General features: G+C 52.7%; 17 protein-coding genes. 9 read left to right on the top strand and 8 right to left on the bottom strand.

The genetic code is table 11. From position 1 onward, the window contains the following. Positions 1-50: 50 nt before the first annotated feature. The 6 genes from ACQK2L_RS02870 to ACQK2L_RS02845 form a co-directional block, all read right to left on the bottom strand. Positions 51-1,070 (bottom strand): hypothetical protein, encoded by a 1,020-nt coding sequence (locus ACQK2L_RS02870; RefSeq protein WP_425395427.1) that lies wholly within the window; start codon positions 1,068-1,070, stop codon positions 51-53. After that, positions 1,067-1,918 carry a protein phosphatase 2C domain-containing protein gene (locus ACQK2L_RS02865; protein WP_425395426.1) on the bottom strand — a complete coding sequence of 284 codons (852 nt, stop codon included), beginning with the start codon at positions 1,916-1,918 and terminating at the stop codon, positions 1,067-1,069. Before ACQK2L_RS02865 ends, ACQK2L_RS02870 begins: the two co-directional genes overlap by 4 nt. After that, positions 1,915-2,511, bottom strand: a complete 597-nt coding sequence (locus tag ACQK2L_RS02860; protein WP_425395425.1) for a hypothetical protein — start codon at positions 2,509-2,511, stop codon at positions 1,915-1,917. Before ACQK2L_RS02860 ends, ACQK2L_RS02865 begins: the two co-directional genes overlap by 4 nt. A gap of 1,230 nt (positions 2,512-3,741) precedes the next feature. After that, complete coding sequence (locus ACQK2L_RS02855; protein WP_425395424.1) at positions 3,742-4,575, bottom strand: FCD domain-containing protein; 834 nt, start codon at positions 4,573-4,575, stop codon at positions 3,742-3,744. A 2,155-nt stretch (positions 4,576-6,730) separates the two neighbouring features. Next, positions 6,731-7,495 (bottom strand): AAA family ATPase, encoded by a 765-nt coding sequence (locus ACQK2L_RS02850; protein WP_425395423.1) that lies wholly within the window; start codon positions 7,493-7,495, stop codon positions 6,731-6,733. A 130-nt stretch (positions 7,496-7,625) separates the two neighbouring features. Further along, entirely contained in the window at positions 7,626-7,775 is a 150-nt protein-coding gene (locus ACQK2L_RS02845; RefSeq protein ID WP_425395422.1) for a hypothetical protein, read from the bottom strand. Positions 7,776-8,437: 662 nt separating this feature from the next. On the opposite strand from ACQK2L_RS02845, the gene ACQK2L_RS02840 reads away from it, so the two are divergent. Then, entirely contained in the window at positions 8,438-9,889 is a 1,452-nt protein-coding gene (locus ACQK2L_RS02840; protein ID WP_425395421.1) for a replication initiator protein A, read from the top strand. A 1,012-nt stretch (positions 9,890-10,901) separates the two neighbouring features. Here ACQK2L_RS02840 and ACQK2L_RS02835 read toward each other — a convergent pair. Next, entirely contained in the window at positions 10,902-11,204 is a 303-nt protein-coding gene (locus ACQK2L_RS02835) for a hypothetical protein (RefSeq protein WP_425395420.1), read from the bottom strand. A 1,856-nt stretch (positions 11,205-13,060) separates the two neighbouring features. Between ACQK2L_RS02835 and ACQK2L_RS02830 the strand changes: the two genes are divergently transcribed. The 3 genes from ACQK2L_RS02830 (at position 13,061) to ACQK2L_RS02820 (ending at position 17,603) form a co-directional block, all read left to right on the top strand. After that, on the top strand, positions 13,061-13,735 hold the full coding sequence (locus ACQK2L_RS02830; RefSeq protein WP_425395419.1) for a hypothetical protein: 675 nt from the start codon (positions 13,061-13,063) through the stop codon (positions 13,733-13,735). A gap of 403 nt (positions 13,736-14,138) precedes the next feature. Beyond that, positions 14,139-15,125 carry an AAA family ATPase gene (locus tag ACQK2L_RS02825; protein WP_425395418.1) on the top strand — a complete coding sequence of 329 codons (987 nt, stop codon included), beginning with the start codon at positions 14,139-14,141 and terminating at the stop codon, positions 15,123-15,125. A gap of 15 nt (positions 15,126-15,140) precedes the next feature. Continuing rightward, on the top strand, positions 15,141-17,603 hold the full coding sequence (locus ACQK2L_RS02820) for a S8 family peptidase (protein ID WP_425395417.1): 2,463 nt from the start codon (positions 15,141-15,143) through the stop codon (positions 17,601-17,603). Positions 17,604-17,667: 64 nt separating this feature from the next. Here ACQK2L_RS02820 and ACQK2L_RS02815 read toward each other — a convergent pair whose 3' ends face one another. Further along, on the bottom strand, positions 17,668-18,495 hold the full coding sequence (locus tag ACQK2L_RS02815; RefSeq protein WP_425395416.1) for an ArdC family protein: 828 nt from the start codon (positions 18,493-18,495) through the stop codon (positions 17,668-17,670). Positions 18,496-18,794: 299 nt separating this feature from the next. Between ACQK2L_RS02815 and ACQK2L_RS02810 the strand changes: the two genes are divergently transcribed. Genes ACQK2L_RS02810 through brxC form a run of 5 tightly spaced genes read left to right on the top strand, consistent with a single transcriptional unit; the run spans position 18,795 to position 24,498 of the window. Then, positions 18,795-19,025 carry a helix-turn-helix domain-containing protein gene (locus ACQK2L_RS02810; protein ID WP_425395415.1) on the top strand — a complete coding sequence of 77 codons (231 nt, stop codon included), beginning with the start codon at positions 18,795-18,797 and terminating at the stop codon, positions 19,023-19,025. Next, positions 19,015-19,578, top strand: coding sequence for a BrxE family protein (locus ACQK2L_RS02805; RefSeq protein ID WP_425395414.1), 564 nt, complete (start codon positions 19,015-19,017; stop codon positions 19,576-19,578). The genes ACQK2L_RS02810 and ACQK2L_RS02805 overlap by 11 nt, the downstream gene beginning before the upstream one ends. Next, positions 19,575-20,354 carry a BrxA family protein gene (locus tag ACQK2L_RS02800; RefSeq protein ID WP_425395413.1) on the top strand — a complete coding sequence of 260 codons (780 nt, stop codon included), beginning with the start codon at positions 19,575-19,577 and terminating at the stop codon, positions 20,352-20,354. The genes ACQK2L_RS02805 and ACQK2L_RS02800 overlap by 4 nt, the downstream gene beginning before the upstream one ends. Beyond that, the gene (locus tag ACQK2L_RS02795; RefSeq protein ID WP_425395412.1) at positions 20,351-20,938 is read left to right on the top strand and encodes a BREX protein BrxB domain-containing protein; all 588 of its coding nucleotides are present in this window, start codon (positions 20,351-20,353) and stop codon (positions 20,936-20,938) included. The genes ACQK2L_RS02800 and ACQK2L_RS02795 overlap by 4 nt, the downstream gene beginning before the upstream one ends. 14 nt (positions 20,939-20,952) lie before the next feature. Further along, the gene (brxC, locus tag ACQK2L_RS02790) at positions 20,953-24,498 is read left to right on the top strand and encodes a BREX system P-loop protein BrxC (protein ID WP_425395411.1); all 3,546 of its coding nucleotides are present in this window, start codon (positions 20,953-20,955) and stop codon (positions 24,496-24,498) included. Positions 24,499-24,502 lie beyond the last annotated feature (4 nt).

Raw genomic sequence — 24,502 nt, 5'->3', positions numbered from 1 at the left:
GGTTATCCTTTCTTGAGTGAGGATGGCTTCAGTGACTTAGATTCAACTACTTAGGAGTGTTTAAGGAAGAGCATCTGGTAGCATTTCTCCCAAAGCGATTTGGCTTGCTCCGATCCCCTGCCATTCAAGTGCAACTTCGGCATCTCGCAATGCAAAGTGATGGCGAGGTCTTTACTGCTAGGACGCTCGTGCTCGGCTGCTGAAAAGACTGCTGTATCTGACAGGTGCGTTAGACCTAGCGACTGTGCAACAGGAGCTACATTGGCTTGCGTGAGCTCCCTGTCTTCCCAGTGCAGGGGCGATTCGTCAAATGGATCACCCTCCTGATAGCTCAAGAGTTCGATCAACAACATGTCACGCGCAAATCGGTCGGAATAAGGAAACGCTTCTGGGCGCGAGGTCTCTTGCAAGTCGATGGGCATGTAGCCGGGGGTGCCCTTTACTCCCCCCTGTCCCACGCATAAGCGAGGTGCCTTGAGGGTCGTGGAACTCGTATAAACAAAAGCGTCGAAGTCTATGAGACAGCAATACCCTGTAGCTAAATCGATGTATAGATTTCCATCTGAGAGATCTCCATGAACGAAACCGTTAGGCCCAATTGACTCCAGAGTGGCAAGGACGGCGACGAACCGTTTGGCGATAGCACAGCGTTGAGTTTGAGAAGGCAATGGTTCACCAGCGTAGACGCTTGCCGTCTTAATTGCTCGCCAGCTTCTGCCTGGGGCGACGTGATGAAGCGTCGCAGCAAACTCAAGCTCAATCCCTTCTGGGCTACCAAACTCACGAGTAGTCGCCCAAGCATATGGAGCGGTAAGGAATACAGAACTTGCATGATGGAGCTGCTGGCCAATCAGCCAACTAGTGCGCTCGATGCGCTCAGGGATTACCGCGCGTTCTGACAGGAACCGCAAGACAGCGATTTCTTGTTCCCTATCATCGAGTAGAGGACAAACAAAAGCTTCAGACCCCATGTGGAATTTACTAGCGAAGCGGACGGTCTGCTCGCCAAGATTCCACTGCTTGTTGAGCAGTGCTCTAGACTGACCAGGCGTAATGCTTGGAATATTCATGGCACCGCCTTGCTAGCGGTAAATAGCGTCAGGTTGTCATTGATTAGGGCCTCATAATCACGATCAAGTCTTGTTAAGAAAGCTTCGGCCGAGGAACTGCGATCGGTATACTCCGAGAGCGCGTTTGATACAGGAGTAACTCCATCGGTGAAAACGTCCACCGTATACCAGGTAGAGTAATCGAGGCGAAAATCGGCTCGCTCTAGGGAAGCGTACGGTCCCAAGCAAATCACTCTCTTCTCGGCACCTGGCAAGTGAGAGACTGGGGGCGAATTCGCATCGAATCTTAGTAGATAGCCGCCGTCCCCCACTCCATTGATGTGTAGACGATGTTCTTGCTGCCACACCACCATCAGCGTGGTTTGAAGTAAGCAACCGTCTCGCAAGACTCGCTGCCAACCACAGCGAGGCATCCGTGGCGGTCGGTACTTCTCGGGCTCCGACAACAATTGTTGCCCAATTGCCAATAACTCACTTTGAGCCCGAGCGATGGGTTCACATTTCCCTAAAGAATGACGATTCAACTGAGCAAAAGCGGTCAGTGCTGCAATGCACGCCAAGCGACTTGCGACATCAGAGTACAACGAGGAACTTACACCATCGGCAATTGCAGCCGCCCAGCGAATGGGATTGGAGGATCGCTTGGGAATCAGGAGCGCCGCTGCGTCTTGATTCATGTATTTGCCACCCTCGTGGGTTGCAATGGACAAGCTTATATCATCAACATCTACTTTTCCGACTGGGTCATGCACCATGCCAACGGTCTCAAGGTAACGCTGAAGTTTGGCGAGACGCTTGTTGACCATAGCTAGTAATTCGTAACGTACACCACTGACAGGAACATTCATTTAACACCTCCTGGAGGAGGCAATCTTTTCTGATCATCAACAACTGTGGACACATCGTCCGGCGTGCATGCGGCAGAACTGCCCAAAGTTGCTAGCAACTCTTCAAATTGGAGCAGGTCGGTGACATCGAAATAGAGAGGTTGATTGTGGCGGCCTCGTGAGGCCATTGCTTTCAACAGTTCTTCATCTGGCTTGTCCCCCCCTAGCTCAAGTCCAATGGTGACGAGAATAGGAGGCACACCAATAGAGAGCGCAGTGGAGTTAATCTTCTTTGCAAGAAACACCGGGTTGCGACCGTTCATATGGCAGCCATCGCTGACGAAGAGAATCAACGGTGGCGGGACCTTTTGCGGCTCTTCTTGTAGAGTGAGATACTGCTGGTCGTACTGCTGAAGCAGCTCGTGGCAGAATCGTAAAGGGATGTTGAAATTCGTTCGTCCTGACGTTCCGTGAAACTCAATCTCATCTTCATTGATGTCAGATAGCGGACGTAATAAATGACGGTCTTCGGCAAAGTTGTAATCGCCGTAGCAGAAAATCGCGATGTCGAAGATATCGACCTCTGGGCTCTTCATCCGCATGAGATGACACATGTCGTGGACTCCCTGGGTCGCGGCTGCTGCTTTGCCGCATCGTGCCATAGACCTTGTGTCGTCTATTGCAATGATTACGAGCTGTTTCCGAAAAGGACTAGCAGAGCGTTCACCCGAAGTTGACCTGCGACGCCCCTTTGGAAGCGGCAAAGGCGCGTTCACTATTAGCTCTCGCGAACTTCCTTCGCCTATACATTCGACTGGTAATTCGTTGTAGTTTGCATGTGAGTTATTCATGTTCGCAACTCGCTGTTGAGAGACAATTGGGTAGTTCGATTGCTGCACTAGGCACATTCGACTTCTGACTGCCAGGGTGTAGTTAAAGGCCGAATCCAGAATGCTGGAACACCGTGCCGAGTTTGCACGCACTGAAACGGACGGACTGGCACTAGCAGAGATCGCGAGTCAGCATGCCTTTACTACACTGCTCGCTCGCTTTGCCGAGCACCAAACTCAATGAAAGCTCCGGCGATTCTTATAAAAGAGCGGGGCTTTGCTTTTGGCTTGATGGTTGAGTGTCGATCCTCCTTTCTTTGAATAGGAATTTCGAAGAGACATAAAAAAACGCCCTAACTGTCGGTCACGAGGACCTGCCAGCAGGGCGTTTCGGTTCGGCGTGTAGGCGAAAAAGCTTCGTGCGTTAGCTGCTTGTTTCCGTTCTGCCTCTTCGCCTCGCAGGGTCGTTACTCCTGTTGGCTAGCGTGCGACAAATCATTGGTACCAGTTGGTGCTGTTACCAAGTCTCCCCGCATGCTCGGTTTTCATTTTGTGAGAGGAAAATACTTTGCACAAGAAAAACCAGCGAGTTATGGATGCTTCGAAAATTCGAAAGTATCGCAATTTGCCATTAACCACATCGCGTGGTAGGGAAATGTTTCGTAAACGTCCATTCTCAATTCGATGCGAGTAAGTTCCTAATAGTGTTTTCCCCGGGCTTTGTGCCTAGTGCCGTTATTAGTCTTGGCGGGTTGAAGCAGCAGGATTCGTTACCCTGCTGTGGAGATCAAGTGCATGCTGCTGGAAGTTGGTGCTTCCTCAGTGTGACGTGCGAGACGGGGGCATCTGTCCTGCAAGTAGCGGGCGATATACCTATCGCTAGCCAACGCAGGCAGATGCCTTTTTATCTTTCCAATTAGAGAGCTCAACGAACGTGGCACCTGCCGCTATACAAGCAGGTTGCCCTTGATCACTTGAGCACGATGCTTGGCTCCTCTCCTCTTCCTCTAGGTTCTATGCGAACTTACTCTCTCTTTTTTCATACCCAAAGTCTTCATTGGAACTATCAAAGTGCTCTGTGACTGCTTCCAATATCTTCGCCGCAGAAGAAGTAGACTCTTTCGCTTTCACGGCTTCGATAATGCTTCTATGTTGCTCGAACGAGCTTGGAATTCGTCTAATAATCGTGGCACGGTTAGAGCCACTCAAGCGTATACGCTCCAATAAGATGTGCAGCATGTCGCAGTGCAGCTTCATGTCGGTTGCGGCAGCAGCTGCAAGATGAAAGCGACGGTCATATCTCCAAAAGTCGTCTGCCCATTCGCCGAAGACTGGATCGACAGCTACTCTTTCGCAAATCTCTTTCTCGTCATAGCTGGCCGTCAATTCCAGCACACTGCCGATGTGGAGATTTGCATGTGACAAGATTTCAACTGCACGCCGTTTATCCCTAGGGTCTGCTATGCAATGCACTTGGATGAGTGCCTCAACCTCCAGGCGTTTTCGCATGTCGTTAATCGATCGAAACTCTTCTTCCTTCGGTATGGCAGGCCGAAGCTTGATAGGCGAGCCACTCGCCGCCAGAAGTCCTAGTGTTCCACTAAGTCGAAAGATGGCATCGCGGATAACACTGGCGCCGTCGCCAAACAGCTCCGCAACGTCGCTCACTGAAGGCAAAATACCTCGTTCAATATGGCAATAGAGCGGGCACGTACTATCGGTAATGGCAAAAACTAGTGACCTAATTTTGTCTTCAGCGGTTCGACTAAATCTATCAGGATCTTGCATCATTAGCTTATAGGCGTCGTAGTAGGCTTGAGCTTCTGGTGTGTATGTCAATCGCGCCATAGGAGTGGTTCCTTTATTCTTGCGGCTTGCTTTAAGCGGAGTCGTCCCGCTTCATGGCGGAACGATCGTCTGTAGCGGCCAACGTTCAGAGGAGAACGTGAAGCCGCTAGCGTGTAGCTGCTGCAAATCGCGGATCGTGATGGTTTTTGTAAGTACGGCTAGCCAATCCCAGACAAAGCTACTTCGTCCTCCTGTCGTCGCCCTGGCTGATTACTGGCTAGTAGGATTGCAGTCCAATGACATAACGCTGAGATGTAGCGCGAACGTTCATAAACTCAACGAGGAACGCGAAGCCAAGCAACGTGATGGTCACGACATGCAGACTGCACGCAGTCGCGACGAGCTATGCTGAAGACCGTGGAGAAACCCACCGAGATACACTTCTAGCGGACCGACCAATTTGGACAGCTGTGAAGTGGTAGTTGGGAGAATACTCTAATGCGGAAAACCCACAATAAAGTGTTCGAGCATTAGTTCACGTACGACGCGAACCTTACGAGGGTTGAGACGAAACTCAGTCCTGCAAATTTCGGCGGTTGTTAAGCGCCCTTAGCGATAGTTGGCGACCTGAAGCCGCATCTTTCGTTGCATCTCATAGACAAAGCTATGAGAGCGTCAATATCGTGTACTCGTCTTTGTACCGTCCAATCAGGTAGCTAACCCGTAAAGACGGGGCTCGATTACGGCGAATTCCACAACCCCGTTTCGCCAGCTGACTCACTAACCAGGGACGAGTAGTAAAAACTGGTTACGTCTCGACAGCGGCGACGCTCGGATTCGTTGTGGCCGGATCGCCGTGACCCAAACCTGATGCATATTTTACCAAAATTGAGGTGGCAGTACAAATTGGCTCTGGTGCGAACAAGCCTTTACCTGACGGGAACTGAACAGCGATCTGCTACACGACATTTTTGGTCTAGGTTTACCGAGGTCTATTCGTGCTTCCCCCTGTCCACCAGCGTACCAAGTCAGCGAGGACCGCAGGCGGGGACGCCCCAGCGTCCCCGACGGGGGGACCCGCGAGCCGCCCTAGCGGCGAAGCGTGGGGGGTCGCGTCCTAGCGACCCTGGCGAAGCGGCTTGCCCCAGCAAGCCCGAAGCCGTGCCCGAAGGGTGCGAGTCCCACAGACGAGCACAGCGAGGACACGCCCCAGCGTGTTCTTGCTGCACTAAAGAAGACTCGCATTCGACGGTGGGCGTAGCGTCTCCCCGTGGGAACGCGTAGCAATTGGAAAGTGGAGGGGGTGAGTGTTCCTAGTGAAATGCGTTGTTTCACTGGGAAAGTCACAAGAGGCAACGTGGCATGAGAACCGATAGCTGCGGTGAAAGCCGCATTCGGTTTCTGCCGCCTAGCCGCTAACGATAATCAGGCAAAGGAGCAAAAGCGACTGAGTCGTTCTCTCAGGGGAATTTTTGCTGCTCTTAGCAGCGAGCCAACAAAGAAGTCTGAAAGACTTTCACCAGCGGTGGCGGTAGATTGGCGAGCGAAGGTGCCGCAGGTATCCCGGAAGACGGGCTTTTCAATATTCGGGAACCAAGAACCCTGAGCGGGTAAATCTGTCGAGCTTGTGCGAAGCGGGTCAAGGTGGATAGCGAAGCGGCCCTTGAGGCGTGAAAGCGGCAGCGAGTCTCTAAAGGCGCAGTGGAAGTAAGGTGAATCGTGGAGGTGCATGCGTCGCTGTAAGTTGCGACAGGATGACTCTTTGCAAGTCCGCTTCTCTGGCGGTGTGCAGCCGAGTATGCCTAGAGATGCCCTTCCCCTTCCAGCCAAGGTTCAAGAGCTAGTTCAACCAAGTCTTGCTGAGTGTATATCTCTTCCCCAGCGAGCTGACGCTCCAGGGATGCCCGCTTGAGGGCAGCCGCTATCTCTGGCTTCAATCGCACAGTGACAGGAATGAGGCCGACTGGTACTGGCGAGCGTTTCGACTTCCGCCGTTTGCCGCTCTTGGCATCTTCTGAGGGAGGAGCCACATCAACTGACTTTTGCTTTGGCGGAAGTTTCGCTTCCTCCGCTGGAGCTGGTTTGGCTTCTGGTGCTGGCTCTGGCTTTCGCTCTTGAGTGATGAACGACTTTACCGCATCTGCATTCGCGGCTCCTGGGGGAACGACAGCTAGTCCGGCAGTCAAAGGTCTTCTTTCAGCCATGGTTTTACTTCCTATGCATTAGCTCGCTTCTTTCCCCTACCCCGGCGCATCGGCACGACATTCTCGGTGCACGCTTCTGGAAGTAGCTCACGAAAGAGCTGATCGATTTCTATTGCGGCGTCTCGAGCTGAGGCTCCCATCTTCCAAACCACAGTCGATTGTCCCGGAGCATCAGCGTAAGCCTGTCTGAGGGTAATGGGAGTTTGTGCGAGCTGGAGGTCGAGAGCATCGGCTGCATCTCGCATGTCTTTAGTCAAACGGTAGTCCCGACCGACCATGGTCAGTACGGCCATTGCGTCCGGCTGACCGCTTCTAATAGCCTGAGCTTGCCGCACAAACGCGGTGTTGAGTGCCAAGGCACGAGCTTCAAACATACTCGCTTTGCACGGTATGATCGCCATATCGGCCCACATCAACAGCGCCCTACTCGTCTCCGTTTGACTCCCTGGACCGTCGCAAACAACGAAATCGGCCTGCTCACTTAGTATGGGCAGATTGTCTAGGATCTCATCGGAGGTGGCGAAAGTGAACGTTTGAATGTCGGGCTTCGCTTCCGAGATCCACTCAGAAGATGACTTTTGAGGATCGCAGTCAGCAAGGATGACGCTGTGCCCCTGCTCCAGAAGCCAGGCAGCTAAGTTACCAGCAAGTGTAGACTTCCCTACCCCGCCTTTAGAATTTACGAGTGCAATAATCATTACCCGCGAGATTAAATGAGGATTAGCAAAGCTGGCAAGAAATATTTCACGCAAGTCAGGTGCGTTGCTGACCTGCAAGCTTGCTTACATGCTTACAAACTTACTGACAGGCTTGCGGGCTGCTCAGATTGCGGGACTGCCAGCCAGTATGCCAGCCAGGCCGCTTACACATAAGCATGATGGCTGACTTGCTGCGCAACTTGCTAACCTACAACGCAGCAAACATGCCAACCAGCTTCTCATCCAGCTGGCTAGCCTTAGGTCTGGCAAGCTTGCTTGCAGACAAGCTTGCAAGCTGACGAGCCAGCAACAAGGCTATTACGAAAAATTGATGAATCGCATCGAGATTCAGAAACACGGCAATCTGGCTGGCGGACCTACCAGAATGTCAGCATGTTTGCTTGCAAGCATGCTGACTGGCCAGCTTGCTTGCTGCGGAGTACAAAAACTCAGTTGTCAGATTTGGGCGGTACTGCGAATGTAACTTAGGTTCAAAGCGCTTAAAGCGCCGAGGGCTTCGTGTGTCTGAGGTAGAGTGGGGGAGGTAAAATTTAGGCACAAAAAAACCGACTTTGCAGAGTCGGCTTTTTTGCAGAGACCGGCGAACGAATCACGCGGTGCTTGAGAATGTTGTGGTGACATTCACTCTAGCCCCCGCCACATCGTTACGTCAACGATTTCTTTTGCCCAAATGCAGATCCTCTTCGAGTAGCCACTTTCCTCACTACGCAACAGCGCGAAAGCTGGGCACGCTCCAGCTTTTCACCACCCGCAGAAGATCGCCGAAAGGCACCGTGAAATGAAACACGTTTCACCGTGAAACGAGACACCGTTCTACCGTGAAACGAAACATGCTTTACCGTGAAGCGAAACACCAGTTGGGTTGGTATTGCCGTGAAATGAGACACCTTTTAACGGGCTAACACGTTGAATTCACTTGGGAAAAGTTTCAGGTAACTCTTGTAGATAAAGTACAAACTACAACAACCGTGGTTGTTGCTTGGTGTGGGAATAGGGGATTTGGAATCAAGCGAAACGCAGAAGCGGCTTCACCGCCTAGAGACCTTCGAAGAGGGTCGGGACGAACTCAATCTGGCTGAGTTCCCGCTCGCTGCGATTTGCAACCGATACCTAGACGGCACCAAAACCGTAGTTTTTGAGGACACGGTATGGGACGACGAGAAGCGAAAACGGCTTCCACGAAAACTGACGATCTCTGGTTCAGATCGATTTGGACTCCCCACGGCGAAAGACGATGACGTGCTACTTGCCTGCGTGCAGCTTTCTAGCTTAGGAAATTTCACGCAAAGGGAGGTGCATTTTAGTCGTTACGAGTTGTTGAAGCTCCTACGCTGGCCAGATGAAACTCGCTACTACCGGAGACTTGCAACTTCACTGCGGCGTTGGAAGGGCCTGACGGTTTACTCAGACAGGGCCTTCTACGATAAAGCACGCCGAAGTTGGGTAAACCGAGATTTTGGAATCTTTGACAATCTCTACATCTATGAACGCGATGAAGTCGACAAGCGAGAGGCTTCCGCCGATTCATGGCTCGTGTGGAACGAGGTCGTCTTTGGTAGCTTCTCGGCAGGTTACCTCAAGAAGCTCGATTGGGATCTGTATTTGCGACTCAAAGATCCAGTGGCCAAACGTCTCTACCGCTTCTTGGACAAACGTTTTTACCACTCAGATCGCTTAGTGCTGGATCTCAATGAATTGGCATTTAACAAAGTGCGGGTAAGTCCGAACTACAATACAGCGCAGGCCAAACGGGCCTTGATGAAAGGCATTAGGGAGCTGGAACACTTGTGGGACTTGCGTCCCGCACCTGAGGAGAAACGTTTCTCCAAGATTTCACGCGGCAAGTGGGAAGTTGAGTTTCAGAAACGCAAACGCAAGAAGCCTACTAAAAACCAGATTGAAAGATCTCCCAATGAGTTGAGCTTCAAGTTAACCAAGCGAGGAATTGGTCCAGCAATGGCCAATGAGTTGACTGAGAAGTTTCCAGCAGAGCGAATCCAAACCATGATCGAGCTATTCGACTGGCACAACGAAAAAGGTGAGGAGAGGGGAGCCGGTTTTCTGGTGGCAGGTATTCGAAGTGCAGAGCCATACGTAATGCCCAAGGGGTTCCAGACGGAAGCAGTTCGAGAGCGAAAGCGGCGCGAGATGGCCGTGGCAAATCGAAAGCGAGAGGAGCAAAGACGGAGAAAGCAGCATAGCGAGCATCAGAAGATCAAAGAGGAGAACGCTCCGTTCGAGGAGTTCTGGAAGGGGCTCTCGTCCATAAAACAACAAGAGTTCTTAGCAGAAGCGCTGATCTCAACCGACCGGACGAAGAAGGAGGGTTTCTCAAGGCTCAAGACGCTAGGCGGTCCCGCGTATGAACACTACCGGCAGATGATTCTCAAGGAGCATTTTCAGCGGACGATTCGATTGCCTGACAAAAGCATTAGCATTACTGGCAGGTAATGGGACATACACGCCTGATCCTTGACTCCTCCAACTCCTTGCAGCTTCACTCAAGTATGACTCTTAATCGAGCCAGTGAAACTGCAGATGCGACAGGTCGTGGCTCGCCGCTCCAACTCGGACACGAACTAGATCGCCTTCTTTCGCAGAGGAGGGAATCTTGTCGCTGTTTGTGATGGGGCCAGCTGCAGACACTTCATGCACGTACGCTTTCCATTTACCGTTGCGAGTCTTAAATGGCCACAAGGTTGCAATTACGATCTGGCCAGTACGGAGAACTGGAACCGCTGGGCTTTCCGAACGCTCCTTGGCAGGCCTGGACCAACGGTTATTAGCCCATTCTTCAAGCCAAGCGATTGGCTGAGAGGAACTAAGATTGATCTTTATTACAAGCTCAGAGGCATACGCCTTGTTAGAAGTGAGCCAAAGAGGCTCCGGCTTCTGCCCTCTACACTTACACATGACGCGATATCGGTACTTAGGCGTTCCACGGTAGGGCTTATCAGAATGGAAAGATGGCGAAATCCGAGTCGAACGTCGAGCCATGATGCTTCTCCGTAACCACAGGAAGCCGAATGCTCGCGGGCTGCCACTGGGCACACCGGTAGCGCGGCATTTCGGTCGGTTACGGAAATGTCATCAAGTCTTTACATGGGTACAGAACGCCTTGAGATCGGCCAAACACGGAACTATTCTCTCCGACAGAGCCAAAGACAGGCTATCTAAGCCAGAGGTTCACGTAGTTCCAAAGTTTATTCAATTCAGGCGCTCCCTACCCCCTAGGGACAGTATGGGGTAGCGGCTTCCGACGAGGGCGACGGCTGGAGTCTATCTCTGCCGTCGCGTCTCACTAGCTCCAGGGCGCGATGGCAGAGGTAGACTACCTGCCAGAGCGTCCTCCACATGAGCGGAGGACGCCGCTTGGGGTCCCATAGTGTTCACTCCTCAATGTCAGCAGCAGAATTGAATACGTTGGCTACTTCCTCCAGCACAAGGGCGAGAGGTATGGAGCTTATGCTGCCGCAGATGCTCTTGCCGTATCGGGAATAGCGTCAGCAGCGTTCGGATTCTGCTGAATCCATGTTGCTGCCTGAGTGACGACATTCTGTAGGGACTCGCAGTTTCGCTCATAGAACCGATCTGAATATCCTTCGCGGTTGCCATTGGCAGACTTCCAACTACGGCTTAGCGAGAAGTAGAGATAAGCGTGCCCATCTGGCGTGACACCTCGGAAGATGTTGGCTGCAATCGCTCCTTCACGAATGGTGGTCACGTAATTGTTGGATTTGACTGAATCTTTGGTGTTCTTGGCCATGGAGAACCTCCGTGCTGCGAGTGACTCATGTTCGCTTTGTAGGCAACACCGAAATGCGTTGAGTGTCAAGCAAGCGTGGCATGTACGCTCAGTATTGTTGCGATTCTCTGCGGTTATCAAGTCATGCGTGACTAACGATAGTCTGAAGTGCTACGGTCTTGCGCATGCGAGCATTTGTAGAGTTCGCAGCATCGTGATTGACGGAAAATGTTGATGACGTTGTCGACGTGGGAAAGACGAACTCGGTAAATCTGATCTTACCAATCAGGCTAAGAGGGAATTGGCTTACCACCGATTCACCTTCGTCTTCTGCGTAGAGGCGGATTGCAGCGAGAGTTGCTTGTCCGTCTCGATGGGGGCTCATTGGAGTAACCCTTGGGCAAGATGCCTAAGTTCAATCCCAATGTTCGACCCAATGGATGACCGGGAACCGGGGCGACCGAGACATGCTTCGGTGCAGTACTTTGTTATTTCTCAACTGCACAGGAGTCGTGATAGGTGAAAGCCGGGATCAGAAATGATCTTGGTAGGTCAGCGCCCCAATGCTGACCACAGGGTGAGGTATAAGGAATGTACCAAATCCCGCACACGGGGCTTGGAGCCAGGTCGGTAAGGTCTAGAACTTGCTGACTGCGGTCTCTCTTTAGAGACCAGCTTCGTTCAACGTGTCTGGGTGGGGGACCTCTGAGCATCGCAAGGTGCCAGACCGAACGTCATGCGGCGTTCGGGCATCCGGTGATCTAAAGCCGGAGCGGAAATAGCTTAACCCATTCAAAGGCCCGAGAGGGCTTCCCAGTAAGAATCGACGGGCTAACGGAAAGCCCGACGCTTGGCCACATACTTCGGCCCAAGCGTCAGAGAGGGGGTCCAAGCACTTTTGCGAGGACCAGCAGCCAAACTGCAAAAAGTTGTAAGGGACGGGTAACCGGGTGCTTCCACGTTCGACCCGGAGAAATCATCTGCTCCATGGAGTAGGTGCAAACGCTGCCGGTGACGAGAGTCACTAGCAGACCCTTATGGCCTGACGGGAGAACCGTCTAGCGACCTGACTGTCGATTCGACACCTATCACTAATCGGGGAAGGTCCCTAGGTAGAGCGGAGTGGTATCCGCCAGATGGCATTCGTGCTGACTGACCTGGGGACTGGGAGTGTGGCCTTAGTAGGACTCCGGCGAGAGCTGGAGCGGTGTTTTGGGCGAAGGTCCAGACAGGTGAGGGGAGATTCCCCTGCACCTGCGCGGCAAGGCAGTCGCGACCCGTATGGCGTTTTGGCTGGTAACCAAAGCACCTTGCCATGAACGAAAGGGCTGACGCGGGCTACACCCCGCGCTGACAACGTGCGGAGGCTCTGCTTGCGGCAACTTGCTCAAGCAGAGCCGATGCCTTCGAGAGGAGCTTCGACGTGGCCACCCGCGAGAGGTCGAGAGACCTCTGGCCTGTGGCGACGTGATGACGGTGAACGTCCCCTGTTGGGGTTGAGTTCACCGACCGAGGTTTTGTGCATCGCTTGGCGCAAATTGCGACAAGCGAAACAGCGATTTCCAGAGCTGTTTCCAGCAAATAGCAGTCGAGCACGCTACGCGTGCACCTGTAATAAAGAATGTGGCAGCTGGAGCTGCCTATAATTCCTGGAAGTGGCCTCTGGAAGGAACAGGCAAATGCAGACGCTTGTAGCGATGATTGCCCATTAAGCCAAAAATACAGGAAGTATTTTTTGGTAGGTCACTCGGAACTCAAGTAGAGCGATGCCTTGCATCACAGCTACACGGTTTCTTGAAGTGTTTGGCTTTTTGAGGAGAGTTGTGCCGCAAACAAACTCCTCCAACTTCTAAAAATGTGTCAGTTGGGAGGTGCCCATGAAGAAAAGTACGGCCTATAGGTGCGAAGCAGCAACGCTTGATGGGTTCTTAGCGCAACTAGTTCGCTACGTGGCGAGTGGGCACTACTTCTACGTGACAGGCAAAGTCCCGGACCGTAAGCTCCCCGAGCAGGTCGACTGCAAGCTGATAGCTCTCTATGGTCTTGATCGATCCAAGTGGGAGCGTGCTCGCAGGCGACTCGGTGAACAAGCAGGTATGCACTACCTGCGGTATGAACGGTACTTCGTACTGATCGCTACCCATGGACGTCACCAATTCTTCAATGACCATCAGCAGAGTATCCGTGACATCCGTCGCACAGCACTGAAGGTGAGGGGATACTCCGTGCGTTACAGCTTTAGCGAGGTAGAGAAGCGATGGAGGGTGTTCGTCCGATTGGACAAGCCTACCTACCGCGCTATCAAGGCTCACCTAATTGCGATTGCCAAACGCCCTGGCTACCGCGATGCGCGGAGGCTCCAAGCCGAGATAGAGTTGCTACCGTTCCAGGGGTATGCACCTGTTCGGGGGCAGGTGCTGGCGATCATCAAAGCAGTGAATCGAGCACGTAGACAGGCAGGGTATTGTCAATTACCTACGGACATCGTGCCGCGCATGCGGCCAGTGCGTAAGGTCTTTGTTGGACCTGAGAACGGGCAGCAAGCCGCCTAGCTTGCATGTACGAGAACGAGAAACCGCGTTAGGGATGTGTAGGGTGCCAGAGCAGTCTCCGCATGAGACCGGAGCGTTTAGCGGAGCCTGGAGCGAGCCCGGCCCGAAGGGAAACGCCCAAGTGGATTTCAGCAGTTCAGGGACCAAGCTGGGCCTAAGCAGGGACCAAGCTGGACACGCAGCAAAGCGTCAATAAGGGATTTCTAGACCGTGAGGAGCGCCGCTAGCGTCAAAACAGAGAGAGTTGGCGGACTGTGCCGGCAATTGTTCACTGATCGGGCCAGAATGCCGATTTGACCTAAGTGACTGGCGGGTATGGATCAATTACGATACAGAGCAGGAAGGGTTAGCGTCCAAGACGTCAACAGAGCACGCTAATTCTTGAGTAATCAGGACGCTACTTATGGCAACAGGTGAGCAAGTAAAAGCATTGGTGAGGAGCTTTTCTGCGGGCGACGGGGAGCATTTTGTATCCGTCGCAATGCAGATTGCATCCCAGGCTGCGCGCACCGGGAAGGAGCGGCTTGCTAAGGACCTGCGTGATCTCGTGGACGAAATCAAGAAGCAGCAGGCGTCTGGCACGCTAACAAGGCCAGTTCCCATTGCTCGCCCATCAGGTGAACTAGCCGGGCTACTGACGGTCTCTTACCCGAAGACCCTCCTCAGTGAAATGGTCTTGAGCGAGGACGTGGAGCCGAGACTCAAACGAGTCCTAAGAGAGTATCGTCACCAGAATCGCCTCCGCGAACACAGTTTGTCTGCACGACGAAAGCTCTTGCTTGTCGGACCACCAGGTTGCGGAAAGACGATGACGGCTTCCGCCATAGCGGGTGAATTGAAGCTGCCTTTGTTCAGTGTGCAGCTTCATGGCCTCATTACCAAATTCATGGGAGAGACCGCTGCTAAGCTTCACGTGATTTTTGAGGCCATGCACGTAACTCGCGGTGTGTATCTATTCGACGAGTTTGATGCAATTGGTTCAAATCGCGGAGCAAAGAATGATGTCGGGGAGATCCGCCGTGTCTTGAATTCATTCCTCCAGTTCCTGGAACAAGATGACTCAGATAGCCTCGTGGTTGCCGCTACGAACTATGTAGAGATGCTCGACGATGCGTTGTTCCGTCGCTTCGACGATGTGATAGAATATGTCATCCCTAACTCTGAGCAGGTCAAAGCACTTATCGAGAACAGGCTTAGCGCATTTGGACTTGGACGAATCGCGTGGTCGAAAGTGAAAGACGTCTCTGTCGGGCTTAGTCATGCCGAAGTTGCCCGAGCCTGCGATGACGCCGCAAAGGACTGTCTTCTAGCGGGCAAAAGCAAAGTGACAACACAGTTACTGGTTCAGGCTTTTGCCGAACGGAGCCGAGGCGGAACTATCAGGCTTTAACGTGTGTAAGAAAGCATGACTCAGCATCCCCATCTTGTCCTCCGAAACACGGGAGAAACCAAGACTTACACCTCTACGAGCGGGGGTGGAAGCGCTCCGTTCAAAACGCCGCCACGGGATGACCGTCACAGCCACGGCACAGGGATTGTCAGTAGCATTCGCACAGCAGTCGCTGATTCTTCACCCGACATCGAGGACGACGACGAATCCGAGCGTCCCGAAGGTATTACATTGGAGTTTGAGAGCGACCCAGGATTTGCTCTCAAGATCGAAAGCCTCGAACGCGAACGAAGCGGTATTGAGCTGGTCAACGTTCGTGAAGATGGCGGCAAGATGTTTGCTGTTGTGTTTATGCCGACAAGCAAGGCGGCAATGTTCCTACGAATCTTCGAACGTTATATCGACGAAGAGGCAGATAGCGGCGCTCCTAAAAATCAGGCGCTAGTAGAGAGTATAAGTTTCGTACGGCGGGCAACGCTGCGTTCGTTCTGGACGGACTCAAAACCGTTCCCTAGTCAGGCGGACAGCATTTGGTGGGAGATCTGGCTGCGAAACGATGGCGAGGTTACGAGCGTCGTTGAGAAATTTCAATCCGAGGCGCAACGAATTGGAATTACGGTCAGTCAACGTTTAGTGCGGTTTCCTGAGCGGATCGTGCTTCTCGCCGAGGCGAGTGCTGAGCAATGGGAACAGTTTCACAATTTGTTCGATTTGCTGGCGGAGCTGCGGGCCGCGGCGAAGGTACCGACTGAGTTTGTTGAATTAACTCCGAAGGAACAAGCTGAAAGGATTCAATCCGCATTGGAACGAATGACGCTGCCTACTGAGGACGCCCCTGCGGTATGCCTCCTTGATACTGGCGTGAATCGTGGTCATCCATTGCTTGCGATCGCACTCGACGAAGAGCATCTGCTTACGGTTGACCCAATGTGGACGCCCGCTGATCGCAAAGGGCACGGCACGGAAATGGCTGGTCTAGCCTTGTATGGCTGCTTGACGGAAGTACTTGAAAGCGATGAGCCCTTGAGGCTTTCCCACCGCCTGGAATCGGTAAAAATCCTCCCTGATGAGGGATCAAACCAACCAGAACACTACGGAGCCATTACAAGCGAGGCAGTTGCGCGTGCGGAAGTGCAGTCGCCGACACGCAATCGTGCAATCTGTCTTGCCGTTACCGCTGAAAAGTGTGACGAAGGCTTGCCAACTTCCTGGTCCGCATCAGTGGATCAGCTATGCAGCGGCGCGTTGGATTCTAACCAACGTCTGATGTTTGTTTCCGCCGGAAACACCCCTCCCGAAACTCGTCACGAATATCCGGAAAGGAATTACCTGGAAGGTGTTGAAGATCCATCCCATTCCTGGAACGTCGTGACAGTCGGGGCCTACACGGAACGTTGCAATATTCGTTCGGAGGAATACGCCGGTTGGGAGCCTATTGCAAAAGCAGGATTACTAAGTCCTTGCAGCCGGACTTCTGTGATCTGGGAAAAGAAGGAATGGCCATTGAAGCCGGACATCGTAATGGAAGGGGGTAATAGCGCCCGCGAATCGGGCGGCGGGCATGCGGATTTCATTGACGATCTGGCGTTACTAACGACACGAGTAAGTCCTACGGGGGCGTTGCTGACGACAAGTGGCGAAACGAGCGGAGCGACTGCGCAAGCAGCTCGGTTTGCGGCAATGGTGCATGCCAAGTACCCGCACCTCTGGCCGGAGACAGTGCGGGCACTAATTGTTCATTCAGCAGAATGGACAGACGCGATGCTCGAAGAGTTTCCCTACCGAGAACGTCACAAACGCATTCGTTGCTATGGGTATGGCGTGCCTAGTCTTGAGCGAGCGCTCTGGAGTGTGTCCAACGCTGCCACGATGATCGTGCAAGATTCGTTACAGCCATTTGACCGAGTTGATGGGACGATGAAAACGAAGGACATGCGAATGCACGCGCTGCCTTGGCCGAAGGAGGTCCTGGAGAGTCTCGGAGAGGCACCAATCAAGATGCGAGTGACTTTGTCCTATTTCATTGAACCGAGCCCTGGTCGACGCGGGTGGCAAAAGAAACATCGTTATCAATCTCACGGCCTGCGTTTTGACGTGAAACGACCAGTTGAGACTGTAGAGCAGTTTGAGCAGCGTCTAAGCAAGGACGCCTGGGAAAATCGAGAAGAACGCCCCGATTCCGTTACTGAGGACCGCAGCTGGGAGCTTGGTAAGAACCTGAGAACGCGTGGCTCAATACATTCGGATACCTGGACAGGAATGGCAAGCGAACTTGCTGCGTGCGGAGTGATAGGGGTACATCCTGTCACCGGCTGGTGGAGGGAGCGTCCCCACTTAGAGCGGTGGAGTCGTTCGGCTAGGTACGCATTGCTTGTATCGCTGGAAACGGATGACACCGAGATCGATCTCTACACGCCTATTGAGAGTCAGGTGGTAACTGAGGTCGAGACGGAAGTCGAGATTGAAGACGACTTTTAGGCGATTGCTTGCAAATAAATCAGCATCGCCCCAGCATTTAGCCGAAGCGATGCTGCTATTCACCTCACGCCGCAGCTTCTTCTTCAACTACTTCAGCGGACTCCAACGCCTCAAGTATCTGTGCAGCAGCTTTCTGAATGCCATCTAGCGATCCAGCCAGCACGTCCATGTCACCGCTATAAAGCCGGATGTAGTCGGCACTATGCGTGGTAGAATCTAGCCCCACGGCTCGACATACGACGTGAGCTACTGCTTCCGCTTCCGTCTCGCGGATAGTCTTCGTCGTCTGCAATCGCTTCGACTTGTCCGTATGAAGCATCTCGTGTGCAAGCTCATGCGTAAGCACTGCGAATCGCTCGGCACCTTCCACCTTAGGGTCGACGATGATCTTTCCCTTGCAAGATACTCCATCAGCACCGGAGTCAAGCTCTTCATAAACAAGCTCGATTCCTTTCGCTTGTATTACTCGCTCTACGGCTTCGATGTAGTGCCCAGCATCCCCCGTGACGCTGGCAAACTCTGGCATCTCCTTGCCTTCAGTCTGGCTTATGTCGTAGACGTGCACGACCTTGAACCCTCGCAGGGCTCGTTCTTCGCCGTCTTCGGACGATTCCTCCTCCTTGTTGCGATAGACCATCGGCGCAACGATGCCGATGCCCTTCTCGCCCTTTGTTACCCAGCGTCCGAGCTTCTTCCAGGCGTGAAAGCCTTGCACCATCTGCGCGTCTGGTTTCTGCATCGCAATCAGTAGGCAGTTGTTGAAGCTGTAGCGGGGAAACTTCGCCATCACAGCCATGAACTGTTTCATCTGCTCGCTGTCTCCCATTGCCAGTGCATCGTTTAGCTCACGTACGCCTTGCTCGATTAGCTTCTTTACTTCGTCTTTCTTCATCGCTCTAACTCCTTACGTTCGCACTGCTCCCGGCACAGCAGTGATGTGCTGAATTAAGCGGCCTTGCCGGCGGCCAAAAAGACCGCAGGTACGGCAAGTCAAGGTGGAGTCTTTCGAGCAGCGAAAGCAGCAGAGAGGGCAGGAGCGAAGCGGAGGCCCGAACGGACCTTTACGCCGTGACACAATCCAAGAAACCGCAGGCAGGCAAAGCAATAGCTTTTTGATATTCTTCTCTGCCTTGTAATCTTCGTAGGGATTGGTAATGTTGGGGCATTCAATCTTCCGTTTGGAGAGCAGGAATGGCAGACCGCGAAGAAAAGTTCATGACCGTGAAGGAGGCAGCAGGCTTGCTCGGCGTATCGCCAAATACCCTGAGAAGTTGGGGGGCTGGGGGGAAGATTGCCGAGTATCGGCATCCACTAAACAATTACCGACTGTTCAAGCAGAAAGATGTGCAAGCGCTGCTTAAGCTCTTAGGGAACCCGACTCGCAATAAATCGAAAAGAGGGAGTGCAAAGCGTGGCAAGTGACGCAGTAAGAACTGCCCAACTGCGGATTGCCATTGCGCGCTTCGGCGAGATGGATCGCAGGAAATGGTGGAACACCAAAGGGCTGCTGAGCGACGTCGGTGAGCTAGCCCTTTCGCGAGGCTTTTCCAAGACTCACGTGTTCGCACGCTGCCGGGCTGCCTTCGCAGTGGCCGGCGTCCGTTCCGATGAAGTATTCAACCCTCCCGCGTCCTTCACATTATGGAGGCTTCCAGTTGAAATCGAAGATCGAATTGAGGATGCCTGGGCAACTTGGCTTGAAGAACCTGAGCCTTGGAAAGAGCTAGTGACGCGAGTCGACTCACATGCAAACTCGGAACCGCTGATCGCGTTGCAAGAGCTTGGATTGGTATCTGCCGCGACATGCGAGAAGGCTAGCAAATTACGCCGAGCTGATGATTTGCGATCAGTACCGCTCAAGATGGCCGGTGAGTCTGTTGAGGAGGCAATTGAGCTTCTAGCTGCAGCCTATAGTAGCAGCGAGACGGGAAAGCTGGCCGTTCCTTTCATTCGCGAAGAGGAGTTTCCGAAATGAAAGCGAATAATCAAGAACTCAGTTCCAACTTGGCAATCCGTGGACCATTTGTCGATGAAACCTTTCGGGCATTTTCGACATGGGACCTAAAGCAATCAGACTCGGATAACTTCGCCAAGATTGCAGAGACGAATTCTATCGGCGCCTCTTCCCAGAGCTGGCTCAAGAAATTCCTTCAGGTCTTGAGTCGTCGTTACGAATTCGGAGGCACGGATCGTCGCCTGATTGAACTCGTTCAGCAAGGATGGCCTATTGACGATTGGAGGCCTGTTCAACTGTGGCACATGAGCCGTCATGACGCGCTATTGCGAGTCTTTCTCACAGAATGGCTCTTTGGCAAGCTCGAAGAAGGCGTAGTCGTAATCTCCGCGCAGCCGGTAGTTGATTTCTTGCAAGGATTGGTCAAGCAACGTCTTGGTTCGATTGAAGCATGGAAAGAGAACACTTATCGACGTGTTGCTAATGGGTTGCTTAAGATTGCGGTCGAATTTCATTTGATGCGCGGACGAGTGAACAAGGAGTTTGAAGCGTATCGACTCCCAGAACGGAGTTTCCTATACCTCCTGCATGTCCTAATGGAACGCGAGCATAATACTCGAAGAGTTGTCGAAGCGAAGGACTGGCGACTGTTTCTAATGAAGCCCAATGACGTCGAGGAGGAACTTTTGCGTCTTCACCAATACGGCAAACTGCGGTTCGAGAGAGCAGGAAGTTTTCTAGAATTGACCCTTCCATGTGAAAACACGGTTGATTACGTAAGGAGTGCCGTCGGATGAGAGACTGGAAGGCACGATTGCGAGATGAGTTGGAACCGCTACTTTCTAGGGAAGATCCACGGCCCGATATCAGCGCATACAAGGATATGCCTCTTTGCATTTTCCTCTACGATCCAGCCGGTGAATTCGCCTTGCGCCAGGAACTGTCGCTACTGAAAACGCGTCTGGAGCAAAAAGGCAAGCGAATAATCACGATCTCCCTGATGGAATGCATGATGGAAGCGCTGGCAAATGCGGGTGTAACACCGGAGGATCTCGTTGAGAATGAAACAATGCTTGGTCGCAACGGGCACAAGCAGGTGGCTCAAACAATCCATCAGGTGCTCAGCGAGTATGCACCGCTTGATCAATTGGTGCTCAGCAAAGTCCCAGAGAGTAGCGATCCTCTGCGAGACGTCCTTTGGATCACAAGAGCCGGAGCGCTCTATCCATGTTATCGGACGTCTACTTTGATCGAGCATTTTCAGGCTAAGCTGGAGATCCCAGGAGTGCTCTTCTACCCAGGAGAAATAGTGCCGCCTGCTGGCCTCAGTTTCATGGGTGTGCACGAAGCAGAGCACAACTACCGAGCGAAAATACTGTGATAGGAACACGATAGATGACTGCTCAATACATCAAAGACATATTCGCTAGAGACATTCACCGCGATATTCGCGAAGTGATTAAGGTCGATCAAGCTGATGAAGAGGTTATCCGCAGTGAAATCGGTGAGTACATCGTTACCAAGACGATTCTAAGCAACTTTATTGAAATCCTTGAGGCATATAGTGCGTCACCGAACAAACCTAGTGACAGGATGGCAGTCTGGGTCTCCGGCTTCTTCGGTTCCGGTAAGTCCAGCTTTGCCAAGCTCCTCGGTCTTGCCTTGGCTAATCGTCAACTTGGTTCAGACACGACTAGTGAGCTGTTGGCTGACCACATCGGTGATTCAAAAGTTGCGGTGCTGATAAAGACCGTTGTGGAGAAGATTCCCACCGAAGCGGTCATTTTTGACGTTGCTACCGAGCGCGGCGTGATGCACGGCAACCAGATGTTGACGGAGATTATGTACCGACAACTTCTTGAGCATCTTGGATACGCATCGGACCTCGATCTTGCAGAGCTTGAAATAACGCTTGAAGGCGAAGGGCGACTAGAAGAGTTCAAGGATACGTATAAGGGTCTCTATCCGAAGAAAAACTGGGATAAGAGCAAGAACTTGATCGCCTTTGCGATGAACGAAGCAAGTAGGGTGATGCACGAGTTGGAGCCGGAAACGTATTCGTCGCCTGACTCGTGGATTCGTGGAGCCAAAGAGCGAGCTGACATTAGCCCGAATCACTTGGCTGACCGTTGTAAGGAGCTTACTGCACGCCGGGGTGAGAACCGAAACATCGTCTTCGTAATCGATGAGGTTGGACAGTTTGTTGCTCGTACAGTCAACAAGATGCTTGATTTGCAAGGCATTGTTCAAGCACTAGGCCGAGTGGGACAGGGTAAGTTCTGGGTAATAGCGACATCCCAAGAAAAGCTAAACGAGCTTGTCGGCGGCCTCGATGACTCGCGCGTCGAGCTTGCACGATTGATGGATCGCTTTCCACTTCAAGTCCACTTGGAGCCGAGCGACATTTCGGAAGTCACTAGTAAGCGCGTATTAGCCAAGAAAGCGGGCGCGGAAAAGCAGCTGGGGGAAGTTTACGAAGCAAATCGCGGAAGTCTGACCGCCAATACGAATCTCTCCGCCGATATTCGGTTGCCGCAAGTTGCTCGTGAAAACTTCATCGACCTTTATCCGATGTTGCCCTACCAAGTCGATTTCGTAATTCACGTTGTTTCGGGACTTCGCACTCAAGGTGGAGCTAGTCGACACGTGGGTGGCGCGAATCGAACCGTGATCAAGCTGGCTCAACAGCTATTGGCTCATCCCAAGGTGGGTCTCGGAGAGCATGAGGTGGGTCAGCTTGTAACGGTCGAGCACATTTACGACCTGGTGCGCGACAACATCGATAGTTCTATTCGTGAGAAAATTGATCGCTTAGCCACGGAAGTCGACCATCTTTTCGCTCAAAAAGTGGCCAAATCTATCTGTCTCTTGCAGTTCGTGAAGAGCATTCACCGCAACGCCGAAAACATAGCCGCGACGCTTTATCCCAGTGTGGGTGGCGATTCAGCTCGGGCAAGCGTAGATCAGGCACTGCAAGCATTGTTGGACGCGCACAAGATTCGACTCGGGGACGATGGCTATCGCATTCCAACGCCTACCGAGGACGACTGGGAAACACAGCGCGCGGCCCTGAAACCGAAACGCGCAGACAGTAACCAGATACTTCGCGAGACTATCGAAAAGCTCTGGCAGCCACAGCCCGTTCACACTCTGCTCGGCACCCGTGCTTTTAAGGGCAGTTTATTCCTTGATGGACGCGAAAGAGTCAAAGGAGACATCGACTTTCAAGTACGCTTGGCTGAAGACGATAAAGACGACTACGAGCGATTGAAAGCGGAGCTGAGAGAACAAAGTCAGGTTGAGCGAGGAACGATTTTTTGGATCATCCCCGTCGGGGAGCGAATCGAAAAGGAAGTAACCGAGGTGTTTCGCTCCAAAGAAATGATTAGTAAGAAAGAGCGTGGAGCGCAAACTGCTGCGGAAACGCGATTGCTATCGGAAGAGGGGAGACGTCGCGACACTCATCGCGGTGAGGTAAGGCGATTGCTAGAGCAATCCGCCTTGACCTCAGTCATCTACTTCCAAGGCAATGATCGCAGCCCCGATGAGTCGGATCAGTCGATCATCAGGGCAGCCGAGTCCACGATGGCCAAGGCTCTGCCGGAAGTGTTTGAACGTTTTGAGGAAGGAGCGGCACGGGTTGGCAAGAAGGACATTCAGGCACTGCTTGATAGCGAGGATCTGCGAGGTCTGCCTGCTGTCTTCACATCGCTAAAGCTGCTAAGAAACGAGAATGGTTCTATCGTGATGGAAACCGATACGGGGCCTCTCGCTGAAATGCTGTCATGGATCAACAACAAGAGCGACTACGGCATCAATCCGGCAGGAAAAGCAATCGAGAGTGAATTCAACTCTGCGCCGTTCGGCTGGGATATTGATGTCGTCAAGCTCTTCGCCCTCTCATTGCTTCGTAGCGGACAAATCACGGTCACCAGTCAAGGAGTCACGATTGAATCCGTGGTCGATCTCGGCGCTATCGACGCTTTCACGAACAACACAAAGTTTCGTTCCTGCACATTCCGCCCCAAGAAAGTGCTCGATTTCGCTGAGATCGTCAAAGCGGGGTCAGCGTACGAAGATACTTTTGGCGAGAAGATTGCGAGCCTTACGCAGGACGAAGTGGCTAAAGCGATTCGCGAAAAGGCTATCGCTTGTCAGCGCAACCTGCGCGGTGTCCTGGCAACGCTGGAACGTAATCAACTTCCCGGCTGCGAATTGTTCGCTACTGCCATTAGTCAGATGGAGCAAATCGTTTCAGCTAACGAAGAGGAAACCATTCTCAGTTTTGCCGGAGGCCATGCGAAGCTCAAGGACGCGATTTCCCGCGCGGCGGATATCTCGAAGTCAATTGGAGAGCCACAACTACAGTCTTTGTCGCGAGCCCAAACAGCCCTTCGTCGCTACTGGCCATTTTTGGTCGACGAGGAATCCACTACAGATGAGCACCGTAGTTGTGCTGAAGAGCTTGCGGATTTACTGGAACGCGAGACGTTCTATCGTGAGCTTCCAAAAATGGATCAGGCGGCTAGTAAGCTCTGCAAGCTTTATGAAGCCGTATTTGAAGCGACGGCAAAGAGCCGGGCAGAGTGCTACACGAGTGCTGTGGATCAGCTAAAAGGGACTCCTGGTTGGGAACAACTCGACGAAGAACGCCAAGTAAAGATTGGCGAACCGTTGACGAGTCGTGCAGTGGAAGAGGTGCCTTCAAGCACGCCGATACCGCAACTGCGAGCGGACATCGACGCCTGCGACAAGCGCTTGGCGGACGCGGTTGCCGAAGTGCATCGACTCCTTGAAGGGGATCGAGTTGTACGCGTCAAGATTGGTAGTCATTTTGCATCGGGCATCGATACCGAGGAGCAACTTGACGGGGCTTTGGGGAGCCTGCGTGAAGAGTGCCTCCATCTCATTGGCAAGAACAAACGCATCTTGATTCAGTAGCAAC

This window comes from Aeoliella sp. (genome assembly GCF_965227375.1).
Classification (GTDB): domain Bacteria; phylum Planctomycetota; class Planctomycetia; order Pirellulales; family Lacipirellulaceae; genus Aeoliella.
The sequence above is the reverse complement of the archived record's forward strand: the minus strand, read 5'-3'. Positions and strand labels throughout refer to the sequence as shown.

Excerpts from the sequence above, each read along its gene's own strand:
- ACQK2L_RS02815 (WP_425395416.1), bottom strand. The coding sequence starts at position 18,495 with ATGAAGAAAGACGAAGTAAAGAAGCTAATCGAGCAAGGCGTACGTGAG.
- ACQK2L_RS02825 (WP_425395418.1), top strand. The coding sequence starts at position 14,139 with ATGGCAACAGGTGAGCAAGTAAAAGCATTGGTGAGGAGCTTTTCTGCG.
- ACQK2L_RS02800 (WP_425395413.1), top strand. The coding sequence starts at position 19,575 with ATGAAAGCGAATAATCAAGAACTCAGTTCCAACTTGGCAATCCGTGGA.
- ACQK2L_RS02835 (WP_425395420.1), bottom strand. The coding sequence starts at position 11,204 with ATGGCCAAGAACACCAAAGATTCAGTCAAATCCAACAATTACGTGACC.
- ACQK2L_RS02830 (WP_425395419.1), top strand. The coding sequence starts at position 13,061 with ATGAAGAAAAGTACGGCCTATAGGTGCGAAGCAGCAACGCTTGATGGG.
- ACQK2L_RS02860 (WP_425395425.1), bottom strand. The coding sequence starts at position 2,511 with ATGTGTCATCTCATGCGGATGAAGAGCCCAGAGGTCGATATCTTCGAC.
- ACQK2L_RS02810 (WP_425395415.1), top strand. The coding sequence starts at position 18,795 with ATGGCAGACCGCGAAGAAAAGTTCATGACCGTGAAGGAGGCAGCAGGC.
- ACQK2L_RS02855 (WP_425395424.1), bottom strand. The coding sequence starts at position 4,575 with ATGGCGCGATTGACATACACACCAGAAGCTCAAGCCTACTACGACGCC.
- ACQK2L_RS02795 (WP_425395412.1), top strand. The coding sequence starts at position 20,351 with ATGAGAGACTGGAAGGCACGATTGCGAGATGAGTTGGAACCGCTACTT.
- ACQK2L_RS02870 (WP_425395427.1), bottom strand. The coding sequence starts at position 1,070 with ATGAATATTCCAAGCATTACGCCTGGTCAGTCTAGAGCACTGCTCAAC.
- ACQK2L_RS02865 (WP_425395426.1), bottom strand. The coding sequence starts at position 1,918 with ATGAATGTTCCTGTCAGTGGTGTACGTTACGAATTACTAGCTATGGTC.
- ACQK2L_RS02820 (WP_425395417.1), top strand. The coding sequence starts at position 15,141 with ATGACTCAGCATCCCCATCTTGTCCTCCGAAACACGGGAGAAACCAAG.
- brxC (WP_425395411.1), top strand. The coding sequence starts at position 20,953 with ATGACTGCTCAATACATCAAAGACATATTCGCTAGAGACATTCACCGC.